This window comes from Altererythrobacter sp. C41, assembly GCF_016803135.1.
Lineage (GTDB): Bacteria > Pseudomonadota > Alphaproteobacteria > Sphingomonadales > Sphingomonadaceae > Pelagerythrobacter.
In genome coordinates, this window is sequence record NZ_JAEVFE010000005.1 from 31,224 (window position 1) to 56,746 (window position 25,523).

Consider the following 25,523-nt stretch of genomic DNA (forward strand, 5'->3'; position numbering starts at 1 on the left):
GCTGACTAAGAATCTATCTCGCCTCGTTCTTCTGCTCGCTGCGGCCGGGACTTGCACAATGGCCGCCGGTCAGCAGAGAACCGCTCCGCCCCCCGGCCCCGGACTAAAACTCATCAACGAGCGCTGCGCCTTCTGCCACACCACCGCACAGGTGCTACGCGTGCGTAAGACTCCTGAGGCCTGGAGAACCACCGTCAGGCTGATGGTCGACCGGGGAGCGGAACTCAGCCCCAGCGAAGAGAAGGTAATGATCAATTACCTGAACACCCATTTCGGAGTGCGGAAAGGCAAGCAACGCTGACGGCGCTCCGCGCGCCGATGGTGACAATGCGCCTCACATGCCCGGGGCGCTCCACAGCCCGTGATCGGCGAGATGCCTGTTCGAGGGCGGCATTTGGTTTAGCAGGTCGATCCGGGCTAAAGTCTTGCACGAACTGCTGCCTGAAACCATTTGCCGCCCCGACGATGTCCGGGACCCGATACGCTAGCCGGGCAGCACACCTGAGGCGTGTCGGTTGGTACGCGGCCCTCCCGACCGAACGCTTTGCCGGAGTCTCTTCGCAGCTGAGGTAAATGGCCGGCCGCGTACAGCGGATTATCGCGCGTAACGAGGCAGAGCTCCAACGCTCTTGATCGGAACGCGATAGATGCTGGTGGAAGCAGTGATCCATAAGGCGTCGCCGCCTTCACCGAACGCCACGTTCGCGGCCACTTCCGGCATATGAATGCGCCCCAGCAACTTGCCTCGAGGGGAGACGATCCAGATGCCGCCCGGGCCGGTGGCCCAGAGATTACCGATCTTATCGACCTTGAGCCCGTCGGCGCCGCCCGGTTCATCGCCCTCGAGGGTGATGACCTTGCGCTTGTCCGACAGCGTACCGCCCGCACCGATCGTCCAGGCATAGATGGTCGCGTCGCCGTAATCCGAAACGTAGAGCGTGGCGCCATCGGGCGACAGGCCGATCCCGTTCGGCAGCTTCAGGTCGGTGATCGCCGGCGTCAGGTCTCCGTCGGCATAGCGAAATACCGCATTATAGGGCAGCTCCTTGGCCGGATCATCGTTCATGCCATTGAAGAGGCCGAACGGCGGATCCGTGAACCACAATGCGCCATCGGGGCCGTAAACGAGATCGTTCGGGCTGTTGAGACGCTTCCCGCGGTAGTTGCTGATGAAGGGTGTCACGGCTCCTTCCGCATCGACATGGACGATGCGTCGGGCGCCCATCTGCGCCATCAGCACGCGCCCGTCCTGACCGGGGGCGAGGCCGTTGGAGCCGATGTTGGCACCCTCCGGCGGGTTGGGAAGCCCCCCGGAATTGGCGAGAAGCTCGGTAACCTCCCCTTCCCTGCTGACGACCCGCAACTTGTCGCCGCTTACGTCGGAGAACCAGAGCTGGCCATCATGCCACAACGGACCTTCGGTGAAGCCGAACCCGGTAGCGACCCGCTCGATGGATGCGTCCGGGGAGATCAAGGCGTCCAGCGCAGGGTCGACGCGCTCGATCCGAGCCGCTTGACCGGCTTCGCCTTCCTGGGCGGCCGTGTTGGGGGACACAGCCACGAGCGTCGCTGCGGCGAGGATAGCGAATGCGCGCATGGCCGTGCTCCTCAAACGCTGTCGGTCAGCAGGACCAGGTAGTCCTTGTTGAGCACCGTATCCTCGATCAGAGGCCAGACCTCTTGATGAATGTCCGACTTGATCCATACTTGCCGCTGCGCCTCGCTTTCGTAAGTGAGCTGAAAGCGATAGTTGATACCGGGCGCGGGCGCTGGACGGCCCTGGATGATGGCCCGGAGCCTGAGCATTTTGACATCGATGTAGCCCCGGCCGCGGAAACTCTCCGCCGCAGGTTTGAAACGCGTGCGGAAAGCATTGAGCATTTCTTCCTCGCGCTCGGGATCGACCGCAAGATCGCAATATAGCACGATCGGCTTGGGCCCGGAGCCGCTGCCGGCACTGCGGTCCTGCGCCATGGCGGCCGCCCGTGCCACGCCACTGACACCAACGCCGGCTACCGCCAGCAATTTCAGCATGTTGCGTCTTTCCATGTTCCTCTCCTTCAACGCGCGCGCTGCTGGCTCGCAGCATAGGCCGCCTTGGCAGCCAGGCTTTCGGCTACACCGAATACGATCAGTTCCAGGGGCTCTTCGCCGGTCGTTCGTATCTCGCGCGCCTGCCCGACATCGACGGGCACCGCGTCGCCTGCTTGAATGCGTGCGGTTTCTCCGCCGACGACGACGTCGCCCGCGCCTGACATCACGTAGAGCACCTCGCTCATGCCCGGGTTCTGGCCGCTGCCCACACTGGTACCGGACGGAACCAGTAAATGGTCGACATAGGTCCAAGGCGTGGAGAACACGCTGGGACCCAGCACGCGCCGATACAGCACCTCACCGGCCCCGCCATCCATCGCCTGCACGGGCCGGAGCAACGCGCGATCGAAGCGCGCGTTGATGAATTGCGGGATGCTATCGAGTTCGACTCCCTCGCGAGAGTCGTTAAGGTCGAAATTATCGTAGCTCTTGGTCATCCCCACATTGATATTCAGCCACTGGAGCGGCTTGTCCGTGTGGTTGTAGATGGCGTGCGCGTCTCCCATCCGATCCGGCACGGCCGCCGGGCCAGGGATCGTGGCGGTACGGCCGTTGATAGTGAACTGAGCCTCTCCGTCCAGGATGAGGAACATCTCTTCGCACTGATTGTGAAAGTGCTGGCCGATGCTGCTTCCGGGCATGATGACGCCGCGGTGGACGAATATGACGTTGGTGCTCAGCGCATCCGCGCCAAGCAATGAGCCCAGACGCATAGAGCCTGCGCCCCCGTGGACACCGGCTGCCTCGCGCATGTTTGCCGGATCGGTGCGACCGATCCGCTGCTCCAGAGTCTGCGCGACTGCTGGCGCGGCCATCAATACCGCCGCCAGCGCCGCCATAACGCCTGTTGCTCGTGCGGTGCGAAGCATGGTGCGCCCTCCCTCCTTGCGCCGGATGACCGGCCTTTACGTATCTCTATAACCGCATTACAGTGATAATCATATAGGATATTTAAGTTGGGAGGGATCGATGGCGGCGAGCGGACGCTCACGGATACGTGTACAACTGGTGTTCCTGCTGTTCGTGATCAGCGCGATCGCCTTCCTCGACAGAACCAACATCTCCGTCGCCGGCGTGCAGATGCGCGAAGAGTACGGCATCGACCAAATCCAGCTGGGCTGGATATTCAGCGCCTTCCTGATCGGGTACGCAGCGTTCCAGGTGCCCGCGGGCTGGATGGCAGCACGTTTTGGTCCGCGAAAGCTTCTGACGTGGGCACTGATCTGGTGGGGTGTATTCAGCGTCGCGACGGCGCTTGTACCCGCGGAAGGTCGCTATGCGGTGACGATGCTGATCCTGGTCCGCTTTGCTCTCGGGATAGGAGAGGCTGCCGTCTATCCCGCCGGGAATCAGTTCATCTCGCGCTGGGTGCCAGTTGGCGAACGGGGCAAGGCAAACGGCTTGATCTTTGCCGGCGTCGGCGCGGGCTCCGGCCTTACGCCGCCGCTGATAACGGCGGTCATCGCGTTCGCCGGTTGGCGAGCATCATTCTACGCCTGCGCTGCCATCGGTCTGGTGGTGGCGGCGATCTGGTACGTGGTTTCGCGCGACCGACCGCAGGATCACGCCGGCGTCAATGAAGCCGAGCTCGCGCATATCGAAAGCGGGCTTCCGCCGGCCCCGCCCGCAGAACGCGTTGCGCCCCCGTGGCGAGCCATCCTCTCGAGCCGCAACGTCTGGGGCCTGTTCGTAAGCTACTTTGCATTCGGCTACGTGGTCTGGATCTTCTTCAGCTGGTTCTTCATCTACCTTACGGAGGTGCGCGGGCTCGATCTCGCTTCCAGCGCAGTGTTCGGCATGGCACCGTTCATCGCCATGACGGTCGGTTGTCTCGGCGGCGGCTTCCTAAACGACGCGATCTCGAAGCGCTTCGGCCTCTTTGCCGGTCGCTCGGGCCTCGCAATGATTTCCTTCCTGCTGACCGCCCTCTTCCTGCTGGTCGGCTCGAACGTCGACAACGTACCGCTCGCGGTTCTGGTCCTCGCCTTGGGTGGCGGCGCGATCTATCTGTCGCAAAGCAGCTTCTGGTCCGTCACCGCGGATATCGCCGGCCGGCACACGGGGGTGGTGTCGGGACTGATGAATGCCGGATGCCAGATCGGCGGCGCTATCACGGCCTCTCTCACGCCCTGGATTGCAGCCCAGTACGGTTGGGTTGCGGCGTTCGGGACCGGTGCTGCAATAGTCGTGGTGGGAACCGCAGCCTGGGCCGTGGTTGACCCCCGCCGGCTTATCGAACCAGTCGAGACGGACGAATCCGTCCCTCAGTCAGCGTTCGCCAATCCCGTCGCCGAGAGCGGGCGGTGAACAGCGATGTTCCGCCGCCATGTCGGCGAGCAATGCGGCACCGAGTGTTCACTGGTCGCTTGTCGTTCGGCCGAATAAACAGCCGGCAACGGCCCAACCCCGCCATAAAAATGGCGCAATGACCTCAGGAGGATGCATGAAAATTTCCCGTCCCTCGGCGGTGCCGTGCGCGGCCGTTCTGGCCGCGTTATTCGTCTCGCAAGCGGCGGCTGCGCAGAGCCCGCCGGAACAACGGCCCGCCCCGCTCGTCGCCTGGACGCCCAAGAAAGCACCTTCCAAGCCGTGGGCGGAGCCTAACAGGCCTTGGTGGAAATTGGCCGACGTGCGCGCATTGCACGAAGGCGAGGAGAACTGGACGCAGCCCGTCATCCGCAACAAGGATCTCGTGGCCGATTGGCACCAGCTGTCTCCCCAAGGAAAGACCCCCACGATCGCCTATTCCGATAATCGCACGGCGATAATCGTATGGGAGGGTGAATTACGCGTCAGCATGGAAGGCCACGAGCCCTTTACGGCTCGCAAGGGCTTCGAGATAAATGTGCCGCTAAGGGTGCCGTTCACGCTGGAGTCGGTGGGCTCGGAGCCGGCGCTCTACTTCCAGCTCAACGCGGCCAGCGACATGCGGCTCTATCCCGTCGAGACGACACCGGCGAAGCCCGAGGACATTGCCGGCTGGGAATACGAACAGCGGTTGATTCCCGGCAGACCGGGCGGCTTCGATGAAAAGCACCGTCCATATCTCGATTATTACGGCGACGTGGTGAACGGGAACGACCGCGCGGGTGCCTTTATCGCCGATCAGCACATGTTCGTGAACAACATCCGCGGCCGGGCCACGCCTACGCCGCCGGCGTCCAATCTCGGCCACTTCCATATCGGCTACGACGAGTTCTGGTTCGTGATGGAAGGCAATGTGACCCTCCAGGTGGAAGGACAGCCGGTCTTTACCGCCGCAGCCGGCGATATCATTTCCGCCCCGCAAGGCCACTGGCACCGGGCCAGCTTCGGAGGGCCGGTGGGTCAGATGGGCACGCGGGTAGCAATCAATCCTTACCCGCAGGGCGCGCACGTCTACACTCAGGAATCCGGCGGGCGACAATAGTAGACCGGCGGGTGCGCCGTACTTACCGGCGCACCCGCCCCCAACTACCACGCAATCCAATGGCGCACTGTGCGGCACGCGCAGTGCGCTTTTCCGTGTTCTTCGACGCCCATCCTTTCGTCCGGGCGCCGGGTGATAGGCACCACGTTGCCTGGATTACGACATCGTTCCGCCGCGATCGATCTCGCGGATTACGGCAGCCTCTCCCCGGTCCATCACAAGTTGCACCGGAAGGCACCAATCACCTTAAAGCGCGTGACCTCATAACTTGATCCGCGCGATCCACGCGGCCGGATCCGCCCTCTACCCGCACGGGTTTGGCAGGAACTCGCCGCGTCCGGGAAAACAAAAAACGATCCCCCGGCGCGAGCGCCGGGGGATCAGGGGGGGGTGGCCCTGACGGGTCGGGCCGGGAGATTAGAACCGCGCGCGCAGCCCGACCGTGGTCAGACGCCCGATCGGGCTGGAAACAAAGCCGTTATATCCCCATGCGCCGCCCATGAAACCGCCAGTGTTCCCATTGTAAAATGGCGGTTCTGTGTCGAAGAGATTCTGCACATCCAGAAACACCTGCCAATCATTGAGGAAGTTGGCAGTTTCGAACGTGTATTGCAGATGCAGGTCGAACGTGTTGTTGGCGTCCACGCGGTCGCCACCACCTACCGGATCGCCGTTCTCGTCAACCTCGATCGGATTGACCGAAGTGCTCGACCAGTTCCGATAGCTTCCGGTGTGGTTCCAGTACAAATCGATAGCAGCCGGTCCGGATTCCCAACCCAGATGCGCGCGATTCTTGAACTGAATGGACGGGAACGTGGTGTTATAGCCCGACGTGTTCAGAATGCTGAAGTAAGGCGCGCCCGCGAAGTTTTGCTCGAACCGGGTGAAGTAGGTGAACGCCGTCCCGATCGTGAACGTGCCGATCCCCGTTTCCGGGGTCTGGTACGCGAACTGGCCGTCGATCCCTTCCACCTTCAGGTTGAGCGCGTTGCGCGAACTCTGATCAATGAGGAAGTAGACGTTATCAGGAATTGCCCCGGAGATGGTCGCGCCGTTGGCAAGATTGGCGAACTCGGCAATTTGCGCATCGGTGCAGCCCGTCGTGCAGACGGTCAGCAGGTCGTGCAATCCGGCCGAGTTGACGATCGCCGTCGGGCTGGGGGAGCTGGTGCCGCCATCAAACGTATTGTGGAAGAAGGTCGCGGCCGCAACGAATCCCGGGAGGAAGACAGGTGCGAAATCGACACCGACCGACCAGCTGGTGCCGTATTGCGGCGTCATTCCGGAGAAACCGCCCCCAAGCTGCCGGCGCATGCCCTGGATGTTTGTGGCAGAGCCGATCTCGCAGGTCTCGGGACCGCAGGTGATACCCGGAATGTTGACGATTTCGGGATAGTTCGCGATCGGCACGTTGATCAGACCGCCGCTGACGCCAATGCTGCCCGAGGAATAGAGGTAACCCTGTGTCGGGTCGCCAATAACCGCCATCGGCGGCGCGACGAAGGATTCCGAATAGTTGCCGCGGAGCTTCAGGCCCGGGACGACTTCCCAGTTCGCCGCGAACTTCGGGTTGGTGGTGTCGCCAACGTCGCTGTAGCTGTCGTAGCGACCTGAGATGCTGACATCGATCGAATAGACCAGCGGCACGTTCATTTCCGGGGAGATGACCGGAATATACAGCTCCGCGTAAACCGACTTCACGTCGCGATCGTAATTATAGACGCGGAAGCCCGAGCCGGTCGTGGTCGGACCGGTGTTGTTCGGTGAAGTGATCTTCTGGGTCTGGGTCTGCCACAGGTATTCGCCGCCCACGGCAATCCGCAGCGGCCCCGCCGGCAGGTCGAAAAGAGACCCCTGCAGGTCGAGCTTCATCTGGTTGAAGGTGTTGAAGTTCTCATTCTGGCTGTTGTTGCGATAGAGACTGTTCGCAACCAGCTCCGAGGTGCGCGCCTGGCCGGGCACACTCCAGACATCCAGGGCGTTCTCCTCCGTCAACGGCATATTGTGAACTATGACATCCTGGCCGGGAATATTCGTCTGGTTCGGATTGCCGGTAAGCTGAGCGGTCCCATTCAGCGCCAGCAGCGCACAAGGGCTGCAGAAGGTATTGACGTTGGAACGATCCGACCGATTCCAGCCGAAAGCGTCGCTAAACGTTAGCGTCCAGTCATCACTTACGTCGTATTCGGCCACCAGGGTGGCATAGATGGTATCGGACTGCGTCGCGCTATGGCCGTAATTGCCGTCCTCCCGAGGAACGATGAAACTGACTTGCTGCTCGATGGCGTCGGGCGCGCCGGCGGGATTGGTATAAAACGGGTTTTCCTGGCCGGGATTCACACCACCGAAGCCGCCGGAACCAGGTGCAAACACGGTGGCCTGGTTGATGCCGCCGGGCCCGTCCAGGCTCTTGGTCTGGTTGCGATTGTAATTCATCATCGCCGTCACGCGGAACCGGTCGCTGAAATCATTCGTGACCTTGATCAGCGCATTGGCGCGCATCTGGCTCGGCAGGTTCGTTCCGTAAATTGAGTTGTTGCAAGGGGCATTGAACGAATTGCGCTCCACCGTCTCTGTCGAGTCGAGCGACAGGAACACGCCATCTATGCCGTCCGCGACAATCGTGGCGGGAGCACACTGATAGCTCTGGTTCACGGAGCCCCCGACAGCGCGATAGTCGCCGCGACTCAAGAATTCCCGGTCGGCCTGCATCAAGTCCGATTTTTCGCCATAGGAGCCCGCGACATAGACGCCGCCGGTGTCCCAGGTGTCGCCCCAGATGAAATTGGCCTGGAACGTGCCGTAATCGTCCGCAAAGCCCTTCTGCACGTTAGCCTCGAGGCCGTCGAACGTTCGGCGAGTGATGAAGTTCACCACGCCGGCGACCGCATCGGAGCCGTAAACGGAGGAAGCGCCGTCCGCCAGAACCTCGACGCGCTGAATCGCGCTGACGGGAATGATGTTGGGGTCGGTCTGTGAGAACTGAATCCCGGCACCAGGCAGGCGAAGGCCGTCTGCAATCGTCAACGTGGTGTTCGACGACGACCCGGCAAGACTGTGGATCTGGGGCGAATAGTACGACCAGACGTTTTCGCCCTGCGCGACCGATCCTGCGGTCGAAATCGCGGGCACGGTGTTGACCAGCTGGGATACGTCCACCGGCGCCGTCTTCTCGATGGCTTCCAGCCCGACCGAGACGAGGTTGGAGCCGACCGGCGCGACACCCCGGATGGCCGACCCGGTGACGACAATTACGCTTTCTTCGCTGTCAAACGTGGAGGGAGGTGTTGTTACTGCCTCCTCCCCCGACGCTTGTGGATTGCTGGCCGAATCCGCCGCGTCTTGCGAGCTTTGAGCTTGCGCGCTCCCCGCAATCAGGCATCCAGCGACCGCCGCGGCGGACACACCTCTTCTGTAACGAAGCCTTAGGGTCATAAATCCCTCCCTCTCTCACGATTCTATCCTATATGATTCACAGGACTGACATAGAGTCGCATGATGGTCAACGGGGGATTTGGGCGCCGCCATTTTTTTGAAAGTGCTCTTCGCCAACGCTTATTCGTCGGCGGAGTTGGGGCGCCAGGCATGACGCGAAGCGCATGCGAACGCGACTTAGGAGCTTGATTTTTCAAGTATCTATTAGTGCCCGGTCCTGATGGAGAGGCTGGCGAGGCAAAACGTTTCGTCGAGTAGACGAGAATTATGGCCGCCAGGCGCGAGCCGGGCAGAAGAAGAACTCTTCATCATCGGCTTGGGCACTATAAGCTGCGATCCAGCCCGTGGTTTGCGCGTTCTTTCGCTGTGCAGCGCGCGAGTCGATCAGGTACGTCCGGCGCCGTTCGGCGCCCCCCTCAACGATCGACAGCAATGCCTTTCGCGAGGAGGTCGCCGGCGATGGCAGCCACGCGTTCGGCGGGCAAGTCGCCCTCGCCCCAGACGGCGTAGCGCAGGCCGAGAAAGACGTTCATGCCCATGATCGCCCAGGCGTGCGCCTCTTCGAGGTCGGCGCGCAGTTCGCCCTTGCGCGCGCCTTCGCGCAGGCGATCGAGGATGCGCGCGCCGGTCGTCTCGTAGTGTTGGCGGTAGCTTTCGGGGTCGACGAACTCGGCTTCGTCGATGATCCGGTAGACTTCCTTGTGCTCCGCGGCAAAGCGCAGGAAGGCGGTGAGCGCGGCGCGCTCGCGCTCCAGCGCCGAGGCCGGTTCGGCCAGGGCCTCGCGCGCGGCGACCTTCACCGCCTCGCTCATGTCGCGCACGAGCGCCTGGAAAATCGCCTCCTTCGAATCGAAGTAAGTGTAAAAACTGCCGAGCGCCGTCCCGGCCCGGGCGGTGATCCCGCTGATCGAAGCGTCGTGGAAACCCCGTTCCCCGAATTCGACCGCCGCTGCGTCGAGCAGCTTGCGCAGCGTGCGCCGGCCACGCTCGGTGCGCGGTTGCTTGTTGGTGTCGGCGGCGGCTGGTGTCCCCGTATCCATCGATGTCCGGGCTAGATGGCGAGAGGCCGATCCGCAAGAGGAAACTTGAAACCTGGTTCATGTTTCAATATTGAAGCTCCAACGAATAGCAGGAGAGGATCGATGAGGGTCATCAATTCACGCATGGCGGCTGTGCTGCTCGGCGGCGTGGCGGCTGCGGCGTTCATGATGGAGCCTGCGGCCGCGCAGGACGCTTCGCCGACCCCCAGCCCACCGATCGAAACGGATCGGGCCGCGTCAGCCGACGGTGTAATCGTGGTGACCGCGCGCCGGCGCGAGGAGCAGTTGAACGACGTGCCGGTTGCCGTGACGGCCTTTACCGGTGAGACGCTGGAGGCGCGCGGCGCACTCGACATCACCGACATTTCGAATGTCACGCCCAACACCACGCTGGAAACTTCCCGCGGGACCAATTCCACGCTCAGCGCCTTCATCCGCGGTGTGGGTCAGCAGGACCCGGTGCCCGGCTTCGAAGCCGGGGTCGGCATCTATCTCGACGACGTCTATCTCAACCGCCCGCAGGCCGCGGTGCTCGACATCTACGACGTCGAACGGATCGAGGTGCTGCGCGGACCGCAAGGTACGCTCTACGGCCGCAACACGATCGGCGGCGCGGTCAAGTACGTGACCAAGCTTCTGCCGCAGGAATTCAGCGCCAAGCTGCGCGCTACCTACGGCACCTACGATCAGGCGGAAGGCGTCCTGACCGCCAGCGCCCCGATCGGCGATCTCGTGCGCATCGGCGGATCGGTGGCGCGGCTCTCGCGCGGCGGGTTCGGCGACAATCTCAACATTCCCGGCGTCGAGAATTACAACAAGGACGTCTGGGCTGCGCGCGGCACGTTCGAGCTGGGCGGGCACGGCGAGCCGGTGCTGATCCGTATTTCAGGCGACTACACGCGCGACAAGTCCGATCCGCGCAACGGCCATCGCCTGATTCCGGGTCTGCTTTCCGGCGCCCCCGTGCTCGAGGACGAGTTCGACACCCGCGCCGGGCTCAATGCGCCGGAGCAGGACGTCGAGGCTTACGGCGTCGCGATGAACGTCACCGCCGAGCTTACAGACAACCTCACGTTCCGTTCGATCAGTGCGTGGCGCAAGGACGAAAGCTATACGCCGATCGACTTCGACGCCCTGCCCGCGGTCGACGTCGACGTGCCGGCGGTCTACCGCAACGAGCAGATCAGCCAGGAATTCCAGCTCCTCTACGAGAGCGACCGGCTGCACGGCCTCGTCGGGTTCTACTACCTCGACGCGCGTGCCTATTCGAAGTTCGACGTTCTGCTGGCGACCACGGGCGAACTCCTCGACCTGCCCGGGTTCGGCCAGCAGACGATCGGCGACGTGCGCACCGACACCTGGTCGGTGTTCGGCGACTTCACCTTCGACGTGACCGACCGGCTGCACCTCTCGCTCGGCGGCCGCTACACCGTCGACGATCGCGACAGCTTCATCTTCAAGCAGAACCAGATCCTCGGCGCCGATCCCGAGTTCGGCGGCACGGCGCTGCCCATCGGCGCGCCCATCACCGATTTCGAAGGCGAGGCGCGGTTCAAGAAGTTCACGCCGCGCGCATCGATCTCCTACGACGTGACCGACGACGTCATGGTCTATGCCTCGTATTCGCAGGGCTTCAAGGGCGGCGGCTTCGACCCGCGCGGCAGCGCCAATGCCGCGGCGATCGACGTCAACGGCGACGGCGACTTCTCCTACCAGGAAATCTACGACTTCTTCCTGTTCGAGCCGGAAGAAGTCGACAGCTACGAAGTGGGGATCAAGGGCGCGGCGCTGGGCGGCGATCTGAATTTCGCGCTGACCGGCTTCTATGCCGACTACACCAACGTCCAGATTCCCGGTTCGATCGGCATCGACGCGGACGGCGACGGCGTGTTCGAGGGTTTCTCGGGCGTCACCACCAATGCCGCGTCGGCGACCTTCAAGGGCCTGGAGCTAGAGACATCGGCCAGCTTCGCGCGCGGCTTCGCGGGCGCGGGGTCGCGGATGATCTTCGCCGGCACGCTCGGCTATATCGATGCGCAGTACGACGAATTTATCGGCAACCTGGGCACCGACGTCGCCGACATCACCGATATCCAGAACACGCCCACTTGGACCGCTTCGGGCACCTTGGGCGCGCTCGTGCCGATGGGCGCGGACGGGGAGCTCAACCTCTCGACCACGCTTTCCTACCGCAGTGAGACGCAGCAGTTCGAATATCCCAGCCCCTATCTCGATCAGGAAGGCTACGCACTGTGGGATGCGAGCCTAGTCTACAGCTTTGGCGGGGACCGCTACTCGATCGGCCTCCACGGCAAGAACATCCTAGACAAGCGGTACAAGACCTCAGGTTACCAGTTTCTCGTGACCGATCCGGCGACGGGCTTGCCGGTGGTAGGCGGCAACGGCTTGCCCACCCCGTCGCTTGGCCGTGAGGGCATTGCGACCGTGTTCTACGGCAATCCGCGGCAGGTCTTCGTCACGGCAACGCTGAAGTACTAGGAGAGCCTCAGCCCCGCGCCGAACGCAGCGCTGCGGAGCCCGCGGTTTCGCCTTCGATCGGCACGTCGAACGCGCGCACGTAATCGTCGAGCCGGTCGCGCACGTCCGCTTCCGACAGCCCGAATTCGGCGAGGCTGTAGGTATGCGGACGGCGCTTGAGCGCGCAGGCGCGGCGCATGTAGTCCTCCATCGCGGGGAGCGCGGGGTCGATGTCGAGCTCCAGAAAGCGGTAGACCCGCTGCATGGTGCCGCGCCAGTCACGCTCCATGTCGTCGTACTGCACGTCGATCATCCGTTCAGGCGGGATCGTCTCGCGCGCGGCGCGCATGCGGTCGATCTGGAGCGCGGTCTTGCGCAACCACTCGCGGCCCATGCGGGCGGGATCGACGTGGTCCGAATAGATGATCGTCTGGTTCCAGGCGAGCGACGTGGCGCTGCCGACGACCTTGTGCGGATCGCGGTGCGTGAAGATCAGCCGCGCATCGGGAAAGACCTTCAGCAGTGCATCGAGATCGAGCATGTGCTGGGGCGTCTTGAGAATCCACGGCCGGATGGAGGAGACCTGCTGAGACCAGCCGACCAAGCGCAGCAGGTTCGCCATGTGGCGGTAGGCGGGCTCCGCGCACTCGGCCTCGCACCAGCGCCCGTAAGTCGGAACCTGCCACTGCGCTTCGTGCTTCATGCCCCACATGCTCGCGACGAGCAGGCCGAGTTCCTCCTCGGGCTCGTAGGGACCGGTGGGATGGATCGAGAGCGTGCGAGGGTTGGCCAGGCGGGCGACTTTCATGATCCGCGCAGCCAGGATCGGGCGAAAATCCTCGCGCCGCCCCTCCAGAACTTCCTCGAAATCGGGCCGCGGCACGGGACTGATCGTCTCGAAGCTGCGCATGTGGCTGAAGCGTCGATCTCCCGCGAGGAGGCGGTGCAGCCGCGTCGTGCCCGAGCGCATTGGCCCGACGATCACGACCGGGCGCGGTATGGGCCGGGCAAGGATTTCCGGGTGCCGCTTGAACCACATTTGCGCCAGCAGCCGGTCGCGCAAAACATGATGGAACTGCTTCATCGCGGAGAAGGTGCCGGCCGCATTGAGCCGTGCCTCGCGCTTCACCGCGTCGAGCAGCACCTCCATCGGGCGTTCGAACCAGCGGCTGCCGAAATCGTCCAGCTCCGCGCTCTCCGCCGCCTGCGCGATCAGATAATCCTTGTCGAGCCGCGCCGGCTCGACCGCACCCAGCTTGCGCCCGCCGCGGATCGCCGCGTCCAAGATGTCGATGAAGGGGGTTCGCCGCGGGGGCTGGATCTTCTGGTGCTGCAATACTTTCGCCCGCGCTGCGGATTTGACGGCCGGGCTGGCTGCCAATCGATCCGTGGGTTGTCTACCCTTCAGCCCCGAAATCCGTTCCCGAAGCCTACTGGAAAAGGACGCGCGCGTGCGGCATAGGCCGCGCCCATGCACGACATCCGCCTGATCCGCGAAAACCCGCAAGCCTTCGATGCCGCACTTGCGCGCAGGGGAGTCGAGCCGGTCGCCGAAAGCCTCCTCGCGCTGGACGCCAGGCGCCGCGCAGTCACGACCCAGATGCAGGAGGCCCAGAGCCGTCGCAACGACGCGTCGAAGGCGGTCGGCCAGGCGATGGCGCAGGGCGACAAGGACAAGGCCGAGGCGCTCAAGGCCGAGGTCGCCGAGCTCAAGCAAACCCTTCCCGCGCTCGAGGACGAGGACCGCACGCTCGCCGCCGAGTTGCACGACGCCCTCGCCGGCCTCCCCAACCTGCCCGCCGACGATGTCCCGCCGGGCGAGGACGAGAGCGCCAACGTCGAGCTGTCGCAATGGGGCGACCGGCGCGAATTCGCCTTCGAGCCGAAGGAACATGCCGACCTCGGCCCCGCGCTGGGGATGGATTTCGAGACCGGCGCGAACATCTCCGGCGCCCGCTTCACTTTCCTCCGCGGCCAGATGGCACGCCTGCACCGCGCGCTCGGCCAGTTCATGCTTGACCGGCAGACGACCGGGAACGGCTATACCGAATGCGCCCCGCCGCTGCTCGTGCGTGACGAGGCGGCGTTCGGAACCGGCCAACTGCCGAAGTTCACGGAAGACTTGTTTCCCACCTCTCGGGATATGACTTTTTACCACTACGCCATCGATCGACTGGGTCCTGTATCTGCGGGAGCGAGCATTCGGGACACGATTCTGGAAACTGTTAAAGCCTATGACGAATGGGTAAAACCACCTGAAAAGCATGAACGTCTTTGGCTCATCCCCACCGCCGAAGTCAGCCTGACCAATGCGGTGCGCGAGCAGATCATCGACGAGGCGCAGTTCCCGATCCGCATGACGGCGCTCACCCCCTGCTTCCGCTCCGAAGCGGGCGCGGCGGGCAAGGACACGCGCGGCTTCATCCGCCAGCACCAGTTCGAGAAGGTCGAACTGGTCAGCGTCGTCCGGCCAGAGGAGAGCGAGGCCGAGCACGAGCGGATGACCGAATGCGCCGAAGGTGTGCTCCAGGCGCTCGGCCTGCCCTATCGCAAGATGCTGCTCTGCGCCGGCGACATGGGCGCGACCGCGCGCAAGACCTACGATCTGGAAGTCTGGCTGCCCGGCCAGGGCGCCTGGCGCGAGATCAGCTCGTGCTCAAACTGCGGCGACTATCAGGCGCGGCGGATGAACGCGCGCTACAAGCCGGAAGGATCGAAGAAGACCGAGTTCGTCCACACGCTCAACGGCTCGGGCCTCGCGGTCGGGCGCACGTTGGTGGCGGTGATGGAGAACTACCAGCAGGAAGACGGCTCGGTCGAAGTGCCCGAAGCATTGCGGCCGTACATGGGCGGGATCGAGAACCTGACACCTTAGTCCGTCATGCTGAACTTGTTTCAGCACCCATCCTGCCTCACAGACCATCGGGTCATATGGCGAAATGGGCCCTGGAAGCGAAGCTGTGCAACGCACAACCGAGTTCAGGGTGACGGATCAGAGAAACGGCACCGATGAAAATCCTCCTCACCAACGACGACGGCATTCACGCACCGGGTCTCAAGATTCTCGAGGAGATCGCGCGCGAGTTCTCGGACGACATCTGGATCTGCTCGCCGAACGACGAGCAGTCGGGCACCGGCCATTCGCTGACTCTGACCCAGCCCGTCCGCCTGCGCCGCTTCGGAGAGCGGCGGTTCTCCGTCACCGGCACGCCGACCGACGCAGTGACGATCGGACTGCGCAAGGTGATGGACGGCCCGCCCGACGTGATCCTCTCCGGCGTCAATCGCGGCGCCAACCTGGGCGACGACATTACCTATTCAGGCACCGTCTCGGCCGCGATCGAAGGCGCGCTGGCGGGTATCCGCTCGATCGCGCTGAGCCAGGTCTATGCGCGCGAGGGCATGGGCGACGAGGTGCCCTTCGGCGCCGCGCGCGAATGGGGCGCACGCGTGCTCGCCCCCCTGCTCGACGCACCGCTGCCCAAGCGCACGCTGGTCAACGTCAACTTCCCGGCGCGGGCACCCGAGGAGGTAAAGGGCATCCGCGTCGTGCGGCAGGGTTTCCACGACTATTCGCGCGGCACCGTGGTCGAGGGGCGTGACCCGCGCGGCTACAAGTATTACTGGTTCGGCCTCCAGGCGATCGAGCATACGCTCGACCACGGGACCGATCTGGAGGCGATCGACGAGGGATATGTCGCGGTGACCCCGTTGCAACTCGACTTCACGCATCACGCTTCGCTCGGCGATCTCGGCGAGCGCTACGCGGGATGAAACGCCTCGCCCTGCTTGCGCTCGCGCCGCTGCTGATCGCCGCCGGCGATCCAGCGACCGAGACCGAGCACGTGGTGAAGGAAGGCGAGACCCTGAACGGCATCGCCAATCGCGCGCGGGTCCCCGCCGCGGTGATCGCGGCGGCCAACGGGCTGGCCGAACCCTATGCCGTGAAAGCCGGCCAGCGGCTGGCGATCCCGCGGCAGCGCATCCATCTGGTCGAACCGGGCGAGACGGGGTTCGCGATCGCGATACGCTACGGCGTGACGTTCGAGAACGTCGCCCTCGCCAACGGGCTCGAGCCGCCTTACCGCATCAGCCCAGGCCAGCGCCTGATCATCCCGGCCGTTCTCAAGGTCCCGCCGCCCGCGCCGCCCATGCGCAGCGAACCTTATTTCCGGCCCCCGCACGATGGAGCGGTTCTGCTCGGCTATGCCGTCCGCCCCGATGGGGGCGGTCATGACGGGATCGACTATGCCGCCCGGCGCGGCGACATGGTGCGCGCCTCCGCCAGCGGCACGGTGGTCGAGGCCTCAACCGAGGCGCCGCGTTTCGGCAGGCTGGTGGTGATCGACCACGGCAACGGCTGGCACAGCGCCTATGGCCACCTCGGACGGGTCACGGTGGAGGCGGGCGACGTGGTCAAGACCGGCGAACGGATCGGGATCGCCGGCGCATCGGGCGATGCGGAGAGCCCGGAGCTACACTTCGAAATCCGCCATAACGGCCGGAAGGTCGATCCGGCCAAGAAGCTGCAGGGCGCAAGCGGCGGGTGAAGCGGTTCCAGCTCTCCGAAAGGCTTGCCCGGCGCCGCACGCATCGCGGCACGCGCTTTCAGCCGCTGCGACGAGCGCTCAAGGTGCCGATCTGGGCCGACCTCGGCCTCCGCGTGGGCGCCGCTCTGACACTGGTATTCATCGTCGTTCTGATCCACTGGTGGGACCGCGCGGGCCTGGTCGACAATCTCGACGGAGAGGTGTCCTTCCTCGACGTCGTCTATTTCACCATGATCTCGATCACGACCACCGGTTTCGGCGATATCGCGCCGATCAGCGACCGCGCGCGATTGGTCGAGGCGGCGATCGTGACGCCGATCCGCTTCATCGTGATCTTCATATTCATCGGCGCGGCGTACGACTTCATCATCAGGCGCAGTTGGGAGAGATGGCGCATGGCCCGCATTCAGGAAACGCTTTCCGGCCATGTGGTGGTCATTGGCTTCGGCATATCCGGCTCGGAAGCCGTCGCCGAACTGATCGAACGCGGCACCGATCCGCGCCACATCGTTGTGATGGACACGCGTGAGGAACGCCTGGCCGAGGCCGAGCTGCTCGGCTGCAACGTCATGGCGGCGGATGCCACGCGTGACGACAGCCTCATGGCCGTTCGGATCGACAAGGCCGAGACGGTGCTGGTCTCCGCCGGGCGCGACGATGCCTCGATCCTTATCGTCCTTACCGTGCGCCATCTCGCGCCCGACGTGCCGATCACCGTGGTCGTGCGCGCGGCGGACAACGAGCTGCTCGCCCACCAGGCCGGCGCGAACAACGTCATCAACCCCGTGCGCTTCACCGGGCTGCTCCTCGCCGGCAGCGTCCAGGGCATGCACATTGCAGACTACATGGCCGATCTCGCCTCGGTGACCGGTCGGGTCCACCTCGTGGAGCGGCCGGTATCGCCCGAGGAGATCGGCAAGTCGATCGACCAGTTGGCGACGGGCGGGCGCGGCCTCAGGGTCTATCGCAACGGCGCGGCGCTCGGCTTCTGGGAACCGGAAGCCCAGCGGCTGCAACTCGGAGACGTGGTGGTCGAGATCCGCCCGACCGCGGAAACAGAGAGCTCTCTAGCCTAGCAGCCAAAACACCGCGCCCATCGTCAGATAGCCGGCGAGCCAGTAGCCCGCATCGATCATCGCGACGCGAATCGGCACCCGGATGTGCGTGAAGCTGATCCACAAGGCCGGGATCACGAACGCCAGCGCCAGCCCGCCCGACATCATGAAGTAGAGCCAGGGCTTGGCCGCCAGCGTCTCAGCCCCGATGCGCGCGAACATGTGCCCCATCATCGCCGAGGTCAGCAGCAACAGCCCGCCGGTAATGGCCGCGACTCGCTCAGGACGGGAGCGCGCAAGGATCTTTCCCGGCGCGACCTTGCGTGCCTTGGCGCGCCCGAACAACGGGCCGAACCACGCAAAAGCGAGCAGTCCTGCGGCCAGCGCCGCGACGACGACTGCAACCCAATTCACCGGACCCAAGACGCATCTCCTTCGCCTTTTCCCGTACCTGCTAGCGCAAAGCGAGCCGGAGGTGTAGGGCGCGCCGCGCAATGGCTTCCAACCCCAACACAACGATTCCCGGCCAGAAAAGGGTCGGCATGGTCAGCCTCGGCTGCCCGAAGGCTCTCGTCGATAGCGAGCGTATCCTCACGCGTCTGCGCGCCGACGGCTATGCGATGAGCCCCGATTATGCCGGCGCGGACGTGGTGCTGGTCAACACCTGCGGCTTCCTCGACAGCGCGAAGGAGGAGAGCCTGGCCGCGATCGGCGAGGCGATCGCCGAAAACGGCCGCGTGATCGTGACCGGCTGCATGGGCGAGGAAGCCGACGCGATCCGCGCCGCGCATCCGGCTGTGCTCGCGGTCACCGGCGCGCACCAGTACGAACAGGTGGTCGAGGAAGTGCACCGCGCCGCTCCGCCGAGCCAGGGGCCGTTCGTCGACCTGATCCCGCAGCCCGACGTGAAACTCACGCCGCGCCACTACAGCTATCTGAAGATCTCCGAGGGCTGCAATCACTCCTGCGCCTTCTGCATCATCCCGCAGCTTCGCGGGAAGCTCGCCAGCCGCCGGATCGACGCGGTGTTGCGCGAGGCGGAGAAGCTCGTCGCGGCGGGCACGAAGGAGTTGCTGGTCATTAGCCAGGACACCAGCGCCTACGGCGTCGATATCCGGCACGAGAGCCGCGAATGGCACGGCCATGAGGTGCGGGCGCACATGACCGACCTCGCCCGGGAACTCGGCACCCTGCGTACGCCGGAGGGCCAGGTGCCGTGGGTGCGATTGCACTACGTCTATCCCTATCCCCACGTCGACGCGGTGATTCCGCTGATGGCGGAGGGGCTGCTGACGCCCTACCTCGATATCCCGTTCCAGCACGCCAGCCCGAAGGTGCTAAAGGCGATGAAGCGCCCGGCGAACGAGGCCAAGGTGCTCGAGCGCCTGAAGTCCTGGCGCGCGATCGCACCCGACATGACCATCCGCTCCAGCTTCGTGGTCGGCTTCCCCGGCGAGACCGAGGATGATTTCCGCTACCTGCTCGACTGGCTCGAGGAAGCGCAGCTCGACCGCGTCGGCGCCTTCCGCTTCGAACCGGTCGAGGGCGCCGCGGCCAATGCCCTGCCCGACCCGGTGCCCGAGGCGGTGAAGGAAGAGCGCTACGCCCGGCTGATGGAAGTGACCGAGCGGATCAGCGCGGCCAAGCTCGCCGCCAAGGTCGGCCGCACGCTGCCGGTCATCGTCGACGAAGTCGGCGAGCCCGACGAGGACGGCGATCTCGGAGCCACCGGCCGCAGCCAGGCCGACGCGCCGGAGATCGACGGCCAGGTCTTCCTGCGCAACGTGCCCGAGACGGTGCGGCCCGGCGATTTCGTCGATGCCTTGATAGAGGATGCCGACGCGCACGATCTCTACGGCGTGCCGGCTTGACCTGTTGACACCTGTGACACGGCAGAACCGCTGAATTCTGCCGTTTTCGGATGCGGCGAGCTCGGAAGGTCGCCGGGAGATGTGACCATCGACCGTCACGCGATCGCGCTTATTGCAAATGACTATCATTGACCTTCGCCGCCGCTCCGCATAGGCGGCGGCGCATGCGTCGTAGCACTATCCGCGCCTGGTACCTGGCTCACAAGTGGAGCAGCATCGTGCCCACGGTGTTCCTGCTCATGCTCTGCCTGACCGGGCTGCCGCTGATCTTCCATGACGAGATCGAGGCGCTGGAGGGGGTCGACTACGAAACCGCTCTGCCCGGCGCGCCCTCGGCGGAAGGCGGGGTGCCGCTCGATACGATGCTCGAAACCGCGCTGGCCGAGCGGCCGGGTGAAGTGCCGCTGTTCATGGCTTTCAGCCAGGAGAGCCCGCTGCTGACCGTCACCACCGGCCCGTCGCCCGACGCGCCGGGCGAAGACATGACGCTGCTGTTCTTCGACCGTGCAACCGGCGAATCGCTCGGCCCCGCGCCGGGAGGCGGAGTGATGGACTTCCTCCTCCAGCTCCACACCGACATGTTTCTCGGCCAGCCGGGCATGTGGTTCCTGGGCGTAATGGGCGCACTGTTCGTGGTCGCGCTGATCTCGGGCACGGTACTCTACGCGCCGTTCATGCGGCGGCTGCGGTTCGGCGCGCTGCGGATGGACAAGAGCCGCCGCGTCGGGCGGCTCGACCAGCACAACCTCGGCGGGATCGTGATCCTCGCCTGGGCGCTGGTCGTCGGCGGCACCGGCGTGATCAACGCTTTCGCCGATCCGCTGACCGACGCCTGGCGCGAGGGCGAGCTGGCGGCAATGACCGCCGAGCACGGCGGCGAGGAAGCGGTAGCCCCGGCCGACTACGGATCGCTCGACGCCGCAATGGCCGAAGCGCATGCGGTATTGCCCGGCCGCAACCCGCAGTTCATCGCTTTCCCCGGCGGAGGGTGGAGCACCGCGCGCCACTACGCCGTGTTCTTCCAGGGCGACCGGCCGCTGACCGAGCATCTGCTCACCCCGGCGCTGATCGATGCCGCAAGCGGCGAACTGGTCGATGCACGCGCCATGCCCGCGCTCAACCAGGCGCTGATGATGTCCAAGCCGCTCCACTTCGGCGACTATGGCGGGCTGCCGCTCAAGACGCTGTGGGCGCTGCTGACGCTGGCGACGATCTGGGTGCTGTGGACCGGCGTGCTGCTGTGGTGGCGGCGCTCCCCCGGCGAAGTCGAGCGGCGGGTGGCCGAGATCCACGGCGGCGCGGAAGGGCAACTCGCGTGAAGCCGTTCGCCCCGTCGCAGGGCCGCCGCGCGCGGCAGGGCCTCGCCCGCGTGTTCGCGCTGCCGCTGGTGTTGTTCGCGGCGAGCCTGGCCGGGCTCGTCCTCGGCCTGACCGGCGAGGGCGCGCCCGACGTGCTCGCCTGGGCCCTGCTCTCGCTTCCCGTTTTCGCGGTCTGCGTCGCCTGGCGGCGGCGCGGCCGATCCCCCTCACCAAAGAAAGACCCGACATGATCGTTCGTTACGCCTTCACGGCCTCCGCCCTCGCGCTTGCAGCCGCCGCCGCGCCCGCCTTCGCGCAGGAGAGCACCTCCGAGAGCACCGGCCAGAGCACGAACGACATCGTCGTCACCGCGCAGCGCGTGAACGCGACCGAGGTGACCAATGGCGGCGATGCCGGCGTGCTGGGCAACAAGCACGCGGTCGACCTCGCCTTCTCGATCCGCAGCTTCGACGAATCGCTGATCCTCAACCAGCAGCCGCTGACGCTGGGCGAAGTGCTCGACAACGATCCGACGGTGCGCTCCACCTACGGCTTCGGCAACGCGGCGGAGCTGTTCGTGATCCGCGGCTTCGCATTGTTCGGCGACGACGTCGGGCTGAACGGCCTCTACGGCATCGCCCCGCGCCAGATCGTCGCACCCGAGCTCTACGACAGCGTGCAGGTGCTGAACGGCGCGAGCGCGTTCCTCAACGGCGCGGCGCCCGGCGGGTCATCGCTCGGCGGGTCGGTGAACCTCAAGCTCAAGCGCGCCGGGTTCGACCCGCTGACGCGCGCGACGCTCGGCTACACCTCGGGCGCGCACTTCGGCGGCAGCTTCGACGTCTCGCGACGATTCGGCGCCAACGGCGAGTGGGGCCTGCGCGTCAACGGCGCCTACCGCGACGGCGAAACCTCGGTCGACCGCGAGGAGCGCCGGACGCAGGTGATCGGCGGCGCGCTCGACTACGACGGCGGCAACTTCCGCGCGGCACTGGACCTTGCGTACCAGAACGTGCGGATCGACGCGTTGCGGCCGAAGGTGACGCTTGGCGACAGCGTCACCGCGATTCCGGCGGTGCCGGAAGCCGATGCCAACCAGGCGCAGGCCTACACCTATACCGAGATGCGCGACGTGTTCGGCACGCTCAGCCTCGAGTGGGACATCGCCGACAACGCGCTGCTCTATGCCAGGGCCGGCGCGCGCGATGGGCGCGAGGACGGGAACTACGGCGGCATCACCCTGACCGACGCGGCGACCGGCGACGGTTTCGACGATTCGCTGATCGTGCCGCGCACCGACAACAACGAGGCGGTCGAGGCCGGCCTGCGCGTGAATCTGGGCGAGACGGTCACGCACGAGTTCAACTTCGGCGGCAGCATAAACTGGCAGACCAACCGCAACGCCTTCGACTTCCGTGACGAATTTGCGGCCAATATCTATCACTTCGAGCCAATGCCGCTGCCGCCGTCGACCGTCGCCTCGTGGAACCCGGGCGGCGATCTCGACGATCCTTTCCCGCGGGTGAAGAGCCGACTCTGGAGCGCCTTCGCCTCCGACACGATCGGGCTGTGGGACGATAGCCTGCTGATCACCGGCGGCCTGCGGCTGCAGACGATCCGCATCGATAGCTACAGCGCGGCCGATGGCCAGCTCGAAGCAAGCTACGACGAAGACGCGATCACGCCGGTGGTCGGCGTGGTGTTCAAGCCGCTGCCCTACGTCTCGCTCTACGCCAACCGGATCGAGGCGTTGCAGCAGGGGCCGAACGTGCCGCTCGACGAAAGTCTCCAGAACAGCGGCGGCGTCCTCGCCCCGCGCAAGTCCACCCAATACGAGGCCGGCGCCAAGCTCGCGCTCGGCCGCTTCCTCTATGCCGGCCTCGCCTTCTACCAGATCGAGCGCCCCGGCGAGGGCGTGATCGAGAACCCCGACGGCACCGAGCGCTACGGCTATATCGGCGACCAGCGGCATCGGGGTATCGAGTTCACGCTGAACGGCGAACCGGTCGAGGGGCTGCGACTGATCGCGGGCCTCTCCACCATCGATGCCGAGCTCGACACCGGCTCCGAAGTCGCCGGCGTGCCGGGCTTCACCGCCAATGCGAACGTCGAGTGGGACCTGCCCTTCGTCCAGGGCCTGACGCTGACCGGGCGCATGACCCATACCGGCGAACAGTGGGTCAATACGGCGAATACGCTGCGGCTCGACGACTGGACCGTGTTCGACCTCGGCGCGCGCTATGTCTTCGCGGCGGGCGGCAAGCCGGTGACGCTGCGCCTGACGGTCGATAACGTCGCCAACAAGCGCTACTGGGCTTCCGCCTTCGACGCGTTCGAATCCGCCCTGCTGCAAGGCCGCCCGCGCACGGTGAACGCCTCGGTCTCCGTCGATTTCTAGCGCAAGCTCCGCAGCGTCAGCGAGCGGCGGGTGACGGCCATGGGGGCAATCGAATGCTCCCATGCCTCGCGCGCTTCGCCGCTCAGCAGGTAGAGCGAGCGCGGCGGCAGCTCGACGCTGCGGCGTTCGAACCCCTGCGCAGTGCGGCGGCGTAGCCGCAGGACGGCGGGCGCGGCGAGCGAGAGGCCGAGGACCTCGCCGTATTGCGGCCGGTCGCGGTGCCAGCCGATGCCCGCGCCGGGATCATAGCGGATCAGCAGCGCCTGCCCGAAATCGCGCGGGTCGCGCAGGACAAGCGGTGCAAGGCGCGCCCGCAAGGCCTCGATCCACTCGGGCAGCGGCGGCGCTTCGGCCACTCTGCCGCGCTGGTAGTCGTAAGCCGAGCCGTAGTTCGCCGTCAGCCGCTTGCCGCGCCACTGGCCGAACTGGAACGGTTCCAGCGGCGCGGCGTCGATCCGCGCCTCCAGCGCGCGTTCCTCTTCGGCGCCAATCGCTTCCTCGATCAGCAGCATGCCCGGCACCGGCGGTGCCACGGCCTGCCCCTCGGGGGCGAAGAGGTCGCGCTGGAAACCCATGGCAACTATATGGGTGCGATGCCGCACCACACCACCACGCTAGCATTCGACACCCACGGACCGGGGCTGACCGAGATCACCGATGAGGTCACCGCCTGGCTCGCCTCCACCGGGATCGAGACCGGTCTGCTCACCGCCATGTGCCGCCACACCTCCGCCTCGCTGCTGATCAACGAGAACGCCGCTCGCGCGGTGCAGCACGATCTGGTCGCCTGGCTCGATCGCATCGCTCCCGAAGGGTCGCACTACCTGCACGACGACGAGGGGCCGGACGACATGCCGGCCCACCTCAAGGCCGCGCTCACCGGTGTCAGCCATTCGATCCCGATTTCCGGCGGGCGGATGATGCTCGGCACCTGGCAGGGCCTGTTCCTCGCCGAGCATCGCGCCCGCCCGCACCGGCGCGAAGTCGCGCTGCACGTGGCGGGCGAATAAGGGCGAAACAACCGCGCCGCCGCCGCGTTGGCGGAGTATGCCCATATCGATCGATCTCGCCTTCGCCTTCCGCATGGAGAAGGTGACCGACGTGCTGCTGCAGTTCGAAGCGGCGATCATCCCCGAGCAGACGCTGCTCGAAACCGATACCTGGGTGACGAAAGGCGAGCACTTCGCGCGCATTTCGGCGCAGGACGACATCGGCGAGCGGGTGTGGATCCGCGCGGAGGGGCGCTACGACGTTTCGTACAAGGCCAAGGTGGCCGTGAATCGCCTGCCGGCCGAGATCGGAAACCTCGAATACCTGCTGCCACACGACCTGCCGGGCGAGGCGGTGCAGTATCTGTTCGATTCGCGCTATTGCCCCGCCGACCGGTTCCAGCCGTTTGTCGAGGCGGAGTTTGGCGGCAGCGAGGGCGGCGCACGGGTCGTGGCGATCCGCGACTGGATCGCCCGCAATCTCACTTACGAGCCAGGCAGCAGCACCGCCAACACGACCGCGCTCGACAGTTTCATCGAACGGCGCGGCATCTGCCGCGATTTCGCGCATGTCATGGTCATGCTCGCCCGCGCCTCCGGCATCCCCGCGCGTTTCGTGAGCTGCTTCGCGCCCGGGGTCGATCCGCCGGACTTCCACGCCGTCGCCGAGGTGTTCCTGACCGATCCGACCACCCCCGGCGGCGGCGCCTGGTTCCTGGTCGACGCCACCGGCATGACGCGCCCGGACGAGGTCGTGAAGATCGGAGTCGGCCGCGATGCCGCGGACGTGAGCTTCATCACCAGCTTCGGACCGACCGAGTTCCTGGAGAAGGACGTCACGGTTACACGCGCCGCGTGAATATGTATGCGGCGCGTGGGCATGGCGCGGTGCGGCTGCTACCAGCC

22 protein-coding genes are annotated in these 25,523 nt (G+C 65.2%); 14 read left to right on the plus strand and 8 right to left on the minus strand.

The genetic code is table 11. The features are described 5' to 3' along the window. Nucleotides 1-58: 58 nt before the first annotated feature. Nucleotides 59-301, plus strand: a complete 243-nt coding sequence (locus JNO53_RS10360; protein WP_203110613.1) for a hypothetical protein — start codon at nt 59-61, stop codon at nt 299-301. A 294-nt stretch (nt 302-595) separates the two neighbouring features. Here the strand turns inward: JNO53_RS10360 and JNO53_RS10365 are convergent, their stop codons facing one another. Genes JNO53_RS10365 through JNO53_RS10375 form a run of 3 tightly spaced genes read right to left on the minus strand, consistent with a single transcriptional unit; the run spans nt 596 to nt 2,963 of the window. After that, entirely contained in the window at nt 596-1,597 is a 1,002-nt protein-coding gene (locus JNO53_RS10365; RefSeq protein ID WP_203110615.1) for an SMP-30/gluconolactonase/LRE family protein, read from the minus strand. A gap of 11 nt (nt 1,598-1,608) precedes the next feature. After that, a complete protein-coding gene (locus tag JNO53_RS10370) occupies nt 1,609-2,049 on the minus strand; it encodes a hypothetical protein (RefSeq protein WP_203110617.1) in 441 nt (146 codons plus the stop codon). Nucleotides 2,050-2,060: 11 nt separating this feature from the next. Continuing rightward, entirely contained in the window at nt 2,061-2,963 is a 903-nt protein-coding gene (locus JNO53_RS10375) for a cupin domain-containing protein (RefSeq protein ID WP_203110619.1), read from the minus strand. A gap of 100 nt (nt 2,964-3,063) precedes the next feature. On the opposite strand from JNO53_RS10375, the gene JNO53_RS10380 reads away from it, so the two are divergent. Together JNO53_RS10380 and JNO53_RS10385 are read left to right on the plus strand one after the other, a co-directional pair. Further along, nucleotides 3,064-4,401 carry an MFS transporter gene (locus JNO53_RS10380; RefSeq protein WP_203110621.1) on the plus strand — a complete coding sequence of 446 codons (1,338 nt, stop codon included), beginning with the start codon at nt 3,064-3,066 and terminating at the stop codon, nt 4,399-4,401. Nucleotides 4,402-4,537: 136 nt separating this feature from the next. Beyond that, the gene (locus JNO53_RS10385) at nt 4,538-5,503 is read left to right on the plus strand and encodes a cupin domain-containing protein (RefSeq protein WP_203110623.1); all 966 of its coding nucleotides are present in this window, start codon (nt 4,538-4,540) and stop codon (nt 5,501-5,503) included. Nucleotides 5,504-5,920: 417 nt separating this feature from the next. Here the strand turns inward: JNO53_RS10385 and JNO53_RS10390 are convergent, their stop codons facing one another. Both JNO53_RS10390 and JNO53_RS10395 read right to left on the minus strand, forming a co-directional pair. Continuing rightward, nucleotides 5,921-8,938: a TonB-dependent receptor domain-containing protein gene (locus JNO53_RS10390; protein WP_203110625.1), complete on the minus strand. Its 3,018-nt coding sequence runs from the start codon at nt 8,936-8,938 to the stop codon at nt 5,921-5,923. A 416-nt stretch (nt 8,939-9,354) separates the two neighbouring features. Then, entirely contained in the window at nt 9,355-9,978 is a 624-nt protein-coding gene (locus JNO53_RS10395; protein WP_203110627.1) for a TetR/AcrR family transcriptional regulator, read from the minus strand. 102 nt (nt 9,979-10,080) lie between these two features. On the opposite strand from JNO53_RS10395, the gene JNO53_RS10400 reads away from it, so the two are divergent. Further along, nucleotides 10,081-12,477: a TonB-dependent receptor gene (locus tag JNO53_RS10400; protein ID WP_203110629.1), complete on the plus strand. Its 2,397-nt coding sequence runs from the start codon at nt 10,081-10,083 to the stop codon at nt 12,475-12,477. A 7-nt stretch (nt 12,478-12,484) separates the two neighbouring features. Here JNO53_RS10400 and JNO53_RS10405 read toward each other — a convergent pair whose 3' ends face one another. Beyond that, the gene (locus JNO53_RS10405) at nt 12,485-13,792 is read right to left on the minus strand and encodes a sulfotransferase family protein (protein WP_238401832.1); all 1,308 of its coding nucleotides are present in this window, start codon (nt 13,790-13,792) and stop codon (nt 12,485-12,487) included. Nucleotides 13,793-13,927: 135 nt separating this feature from the next. Between JNO53_RS10405 and serS the strand changes: the two genes are divergently transcribed. The 4 genes from serS to JNO53_RS10425 all read left to right on the plus strand — a co-directional run bounded on the left by serS (nt 13,928) and on the right by JNO53_RS10425 (nt 18,082). Continuing rightward, a complete protein-coding gene (serS, locus tag JNO53_RS10410) occupies nt 13,928-15,331 on the plus strand; it encodes a serine--tRNA ligase (RefSeq protein WP_203110631.1) in 1,404 nt (467 codons plus the stop codon). Between the two features lie 134 nt (nt 15,332-15,465). Then, on the plus strand, nt 15,466-16,230 hold the full coding sequence (gene surE, locus JNO53_RS10415) for a 5'/3'-nucleotidase SurE (protein WP_203110634.1): 765 nt from the start codon (nt 15,466-15,468) through the stop codon (nt 16,228-16,230). After that, nucleotides 16,227-17,006: a M23 family metallopeptidase gene (locus JNO53_RS10420; RefSeq protein ID WP_203110643.1), complete on the plus strand. Its 780-nt coding sequence runs from the start codon at nt 16,227-16,229 to the stop codon at nt 17,004-17,006. Before surE ends, JNO53_RS10420 begins: the two co-directional genes overlap by 4 nt. Then, nucleotides 17,003-18,082 carry an NAD-binding protein gene (locus JNO53_RS10425; RefSeq protein WP_203110645.1) on the plus strand — a complete coding sequence of 360 codons (1,080 nt, stop codon included), beginning with the start codon at nt 17,003-17,005 and terminating at the stop codon, nt 18,080-18,082. The genes JNO53_RS10420 and JNO53_RS10425 overlap by 4 nt, the downstream gene beginning before the upstream one ends. Here the strand turns inward: JNO53_RS10425 and JNO53_RS10430 are convergent. After that, entirely contained in the window at nt 18,074-18,475 is a 402-nt protein-coding gene (locus JNO53_RS10430) for a DUF1761 domain-containing protein (RefSeq protein WP_338015341.1), read from the minus strand. The two genes, JNO53_RS10425 and JNO53_RS10430, sit on opposite strands and share 9 nt — an antisense overlap. Before the next feature lie 128 nt (nt 18,476-18,603). On the opposite strand from JNO53_RS10430, the gene rimO reads away from it, so the two are divergent. The 4 genes from rimO (at nt 18,604) to JNO53_RS10450 (ending at nt 23,628) form a co-directional block, all read left to right on the plus strand. Next, nucleotides 18,604-19,932, plus strand: coding sequence for a 30S ribosomal protein S12 methylthiotransferase RimO (rimO, locus tag JNO53_RS10435; protein WP_443111172.1), 1,329 nt, complete (start codon nt 18,604-18,606; stop codon nt 19,930-19,932). Between the two features lie 164 nt (nt 19,933-20,096). Continuing rightward, nucleotides 20,097-21,251, plus strand: a complete 1,155-nt coding sequence (locus JNO53_RS10440; protein WP_203110651.1) for a PepSY-associated TM helix domain-containing protein — start codon at nt 20,097-20,099, stop codon at nt 21,249-21,251. After that, nucleotides 21,248-21,481, plus strand: a complete 234-nt coding sequence (locus JNO53_RS10445; RefSeq protein ID WP_238401853.1) for a hypothetical protein — start codon at nt 21,248-21,250, stop codon at nt 21,479-21,481. The genes JNO53_RS10440 and JNO53_RS10445 overlap by 4 nt, the downstream gene beginning before the upstream one ends. After that, nucleotides 21,478-23,628, plus strand: a complete 2,151-nt coding sequence (locus tag JNO53_RS10450; protein WP_203110654.1) for a TonB-dependent receptor — start codon at nt 21,478-21,480, stop codon at nt 23,626-23,628. The genes JNO53_RS10445 and JNO53_RS10450 overlap by 4 nt, the downstream gene beginning before the upstream one ends. On the opposite strand, the gene JNO53_RS10455 is transcribed toward JNO53_RS10450, so the two are convergent. Further along, nucleotides 23,625-24,203, minus strand: a complete 579-nt coding sequence (locus JNO53_RS10455; RefSeq protein WP_203110655.1) for an alpha-ketoglutarate-dependent dioxygenase AlkB — start codon at nt 24,201-24,203, stop codon at nt 23,625-23,627. The two genes, JNO53_RS10450 and JNO53_RS10455, sit on opposite strands and share 4 nt — an antisense overlap. Before the next feature lie 18 nt (nt 24,204-24,221). Between JNO53_RS10455 and JNO53_RS10460 the strand changes: the two genes are divergently transcribed. Next, nucleotides 24,222-24,638 carry a secondary thiamine-phosphate synthase enzyme YjbQ gene (locus JNO53_RS10460; RefSeq protein WP_203110955.1) on the plus strand — a complete coding sequence of 139 codons (417 nt, stop codon included), beginning with the start codon at nt 24,222-24,224 and terminating at the stop codon, nt 24,636-24,638. 37 nt (nt 24,639-24,675) lie between these two features. After that, nucleotides 24,676-25,476: a transglutaminase-like domain-containing protein gene (locus tag JNO53_RS10465; RefSeq protein ID WP_203110657.1), complete on the plus strand. Its 801-nt coding sequence runs from the start codon at nt 24,676-24,678 to the stop codon at nt 25,474-25,476. Nucleotides 25,477-25,523: the final 47 nt, after the last annotated feature.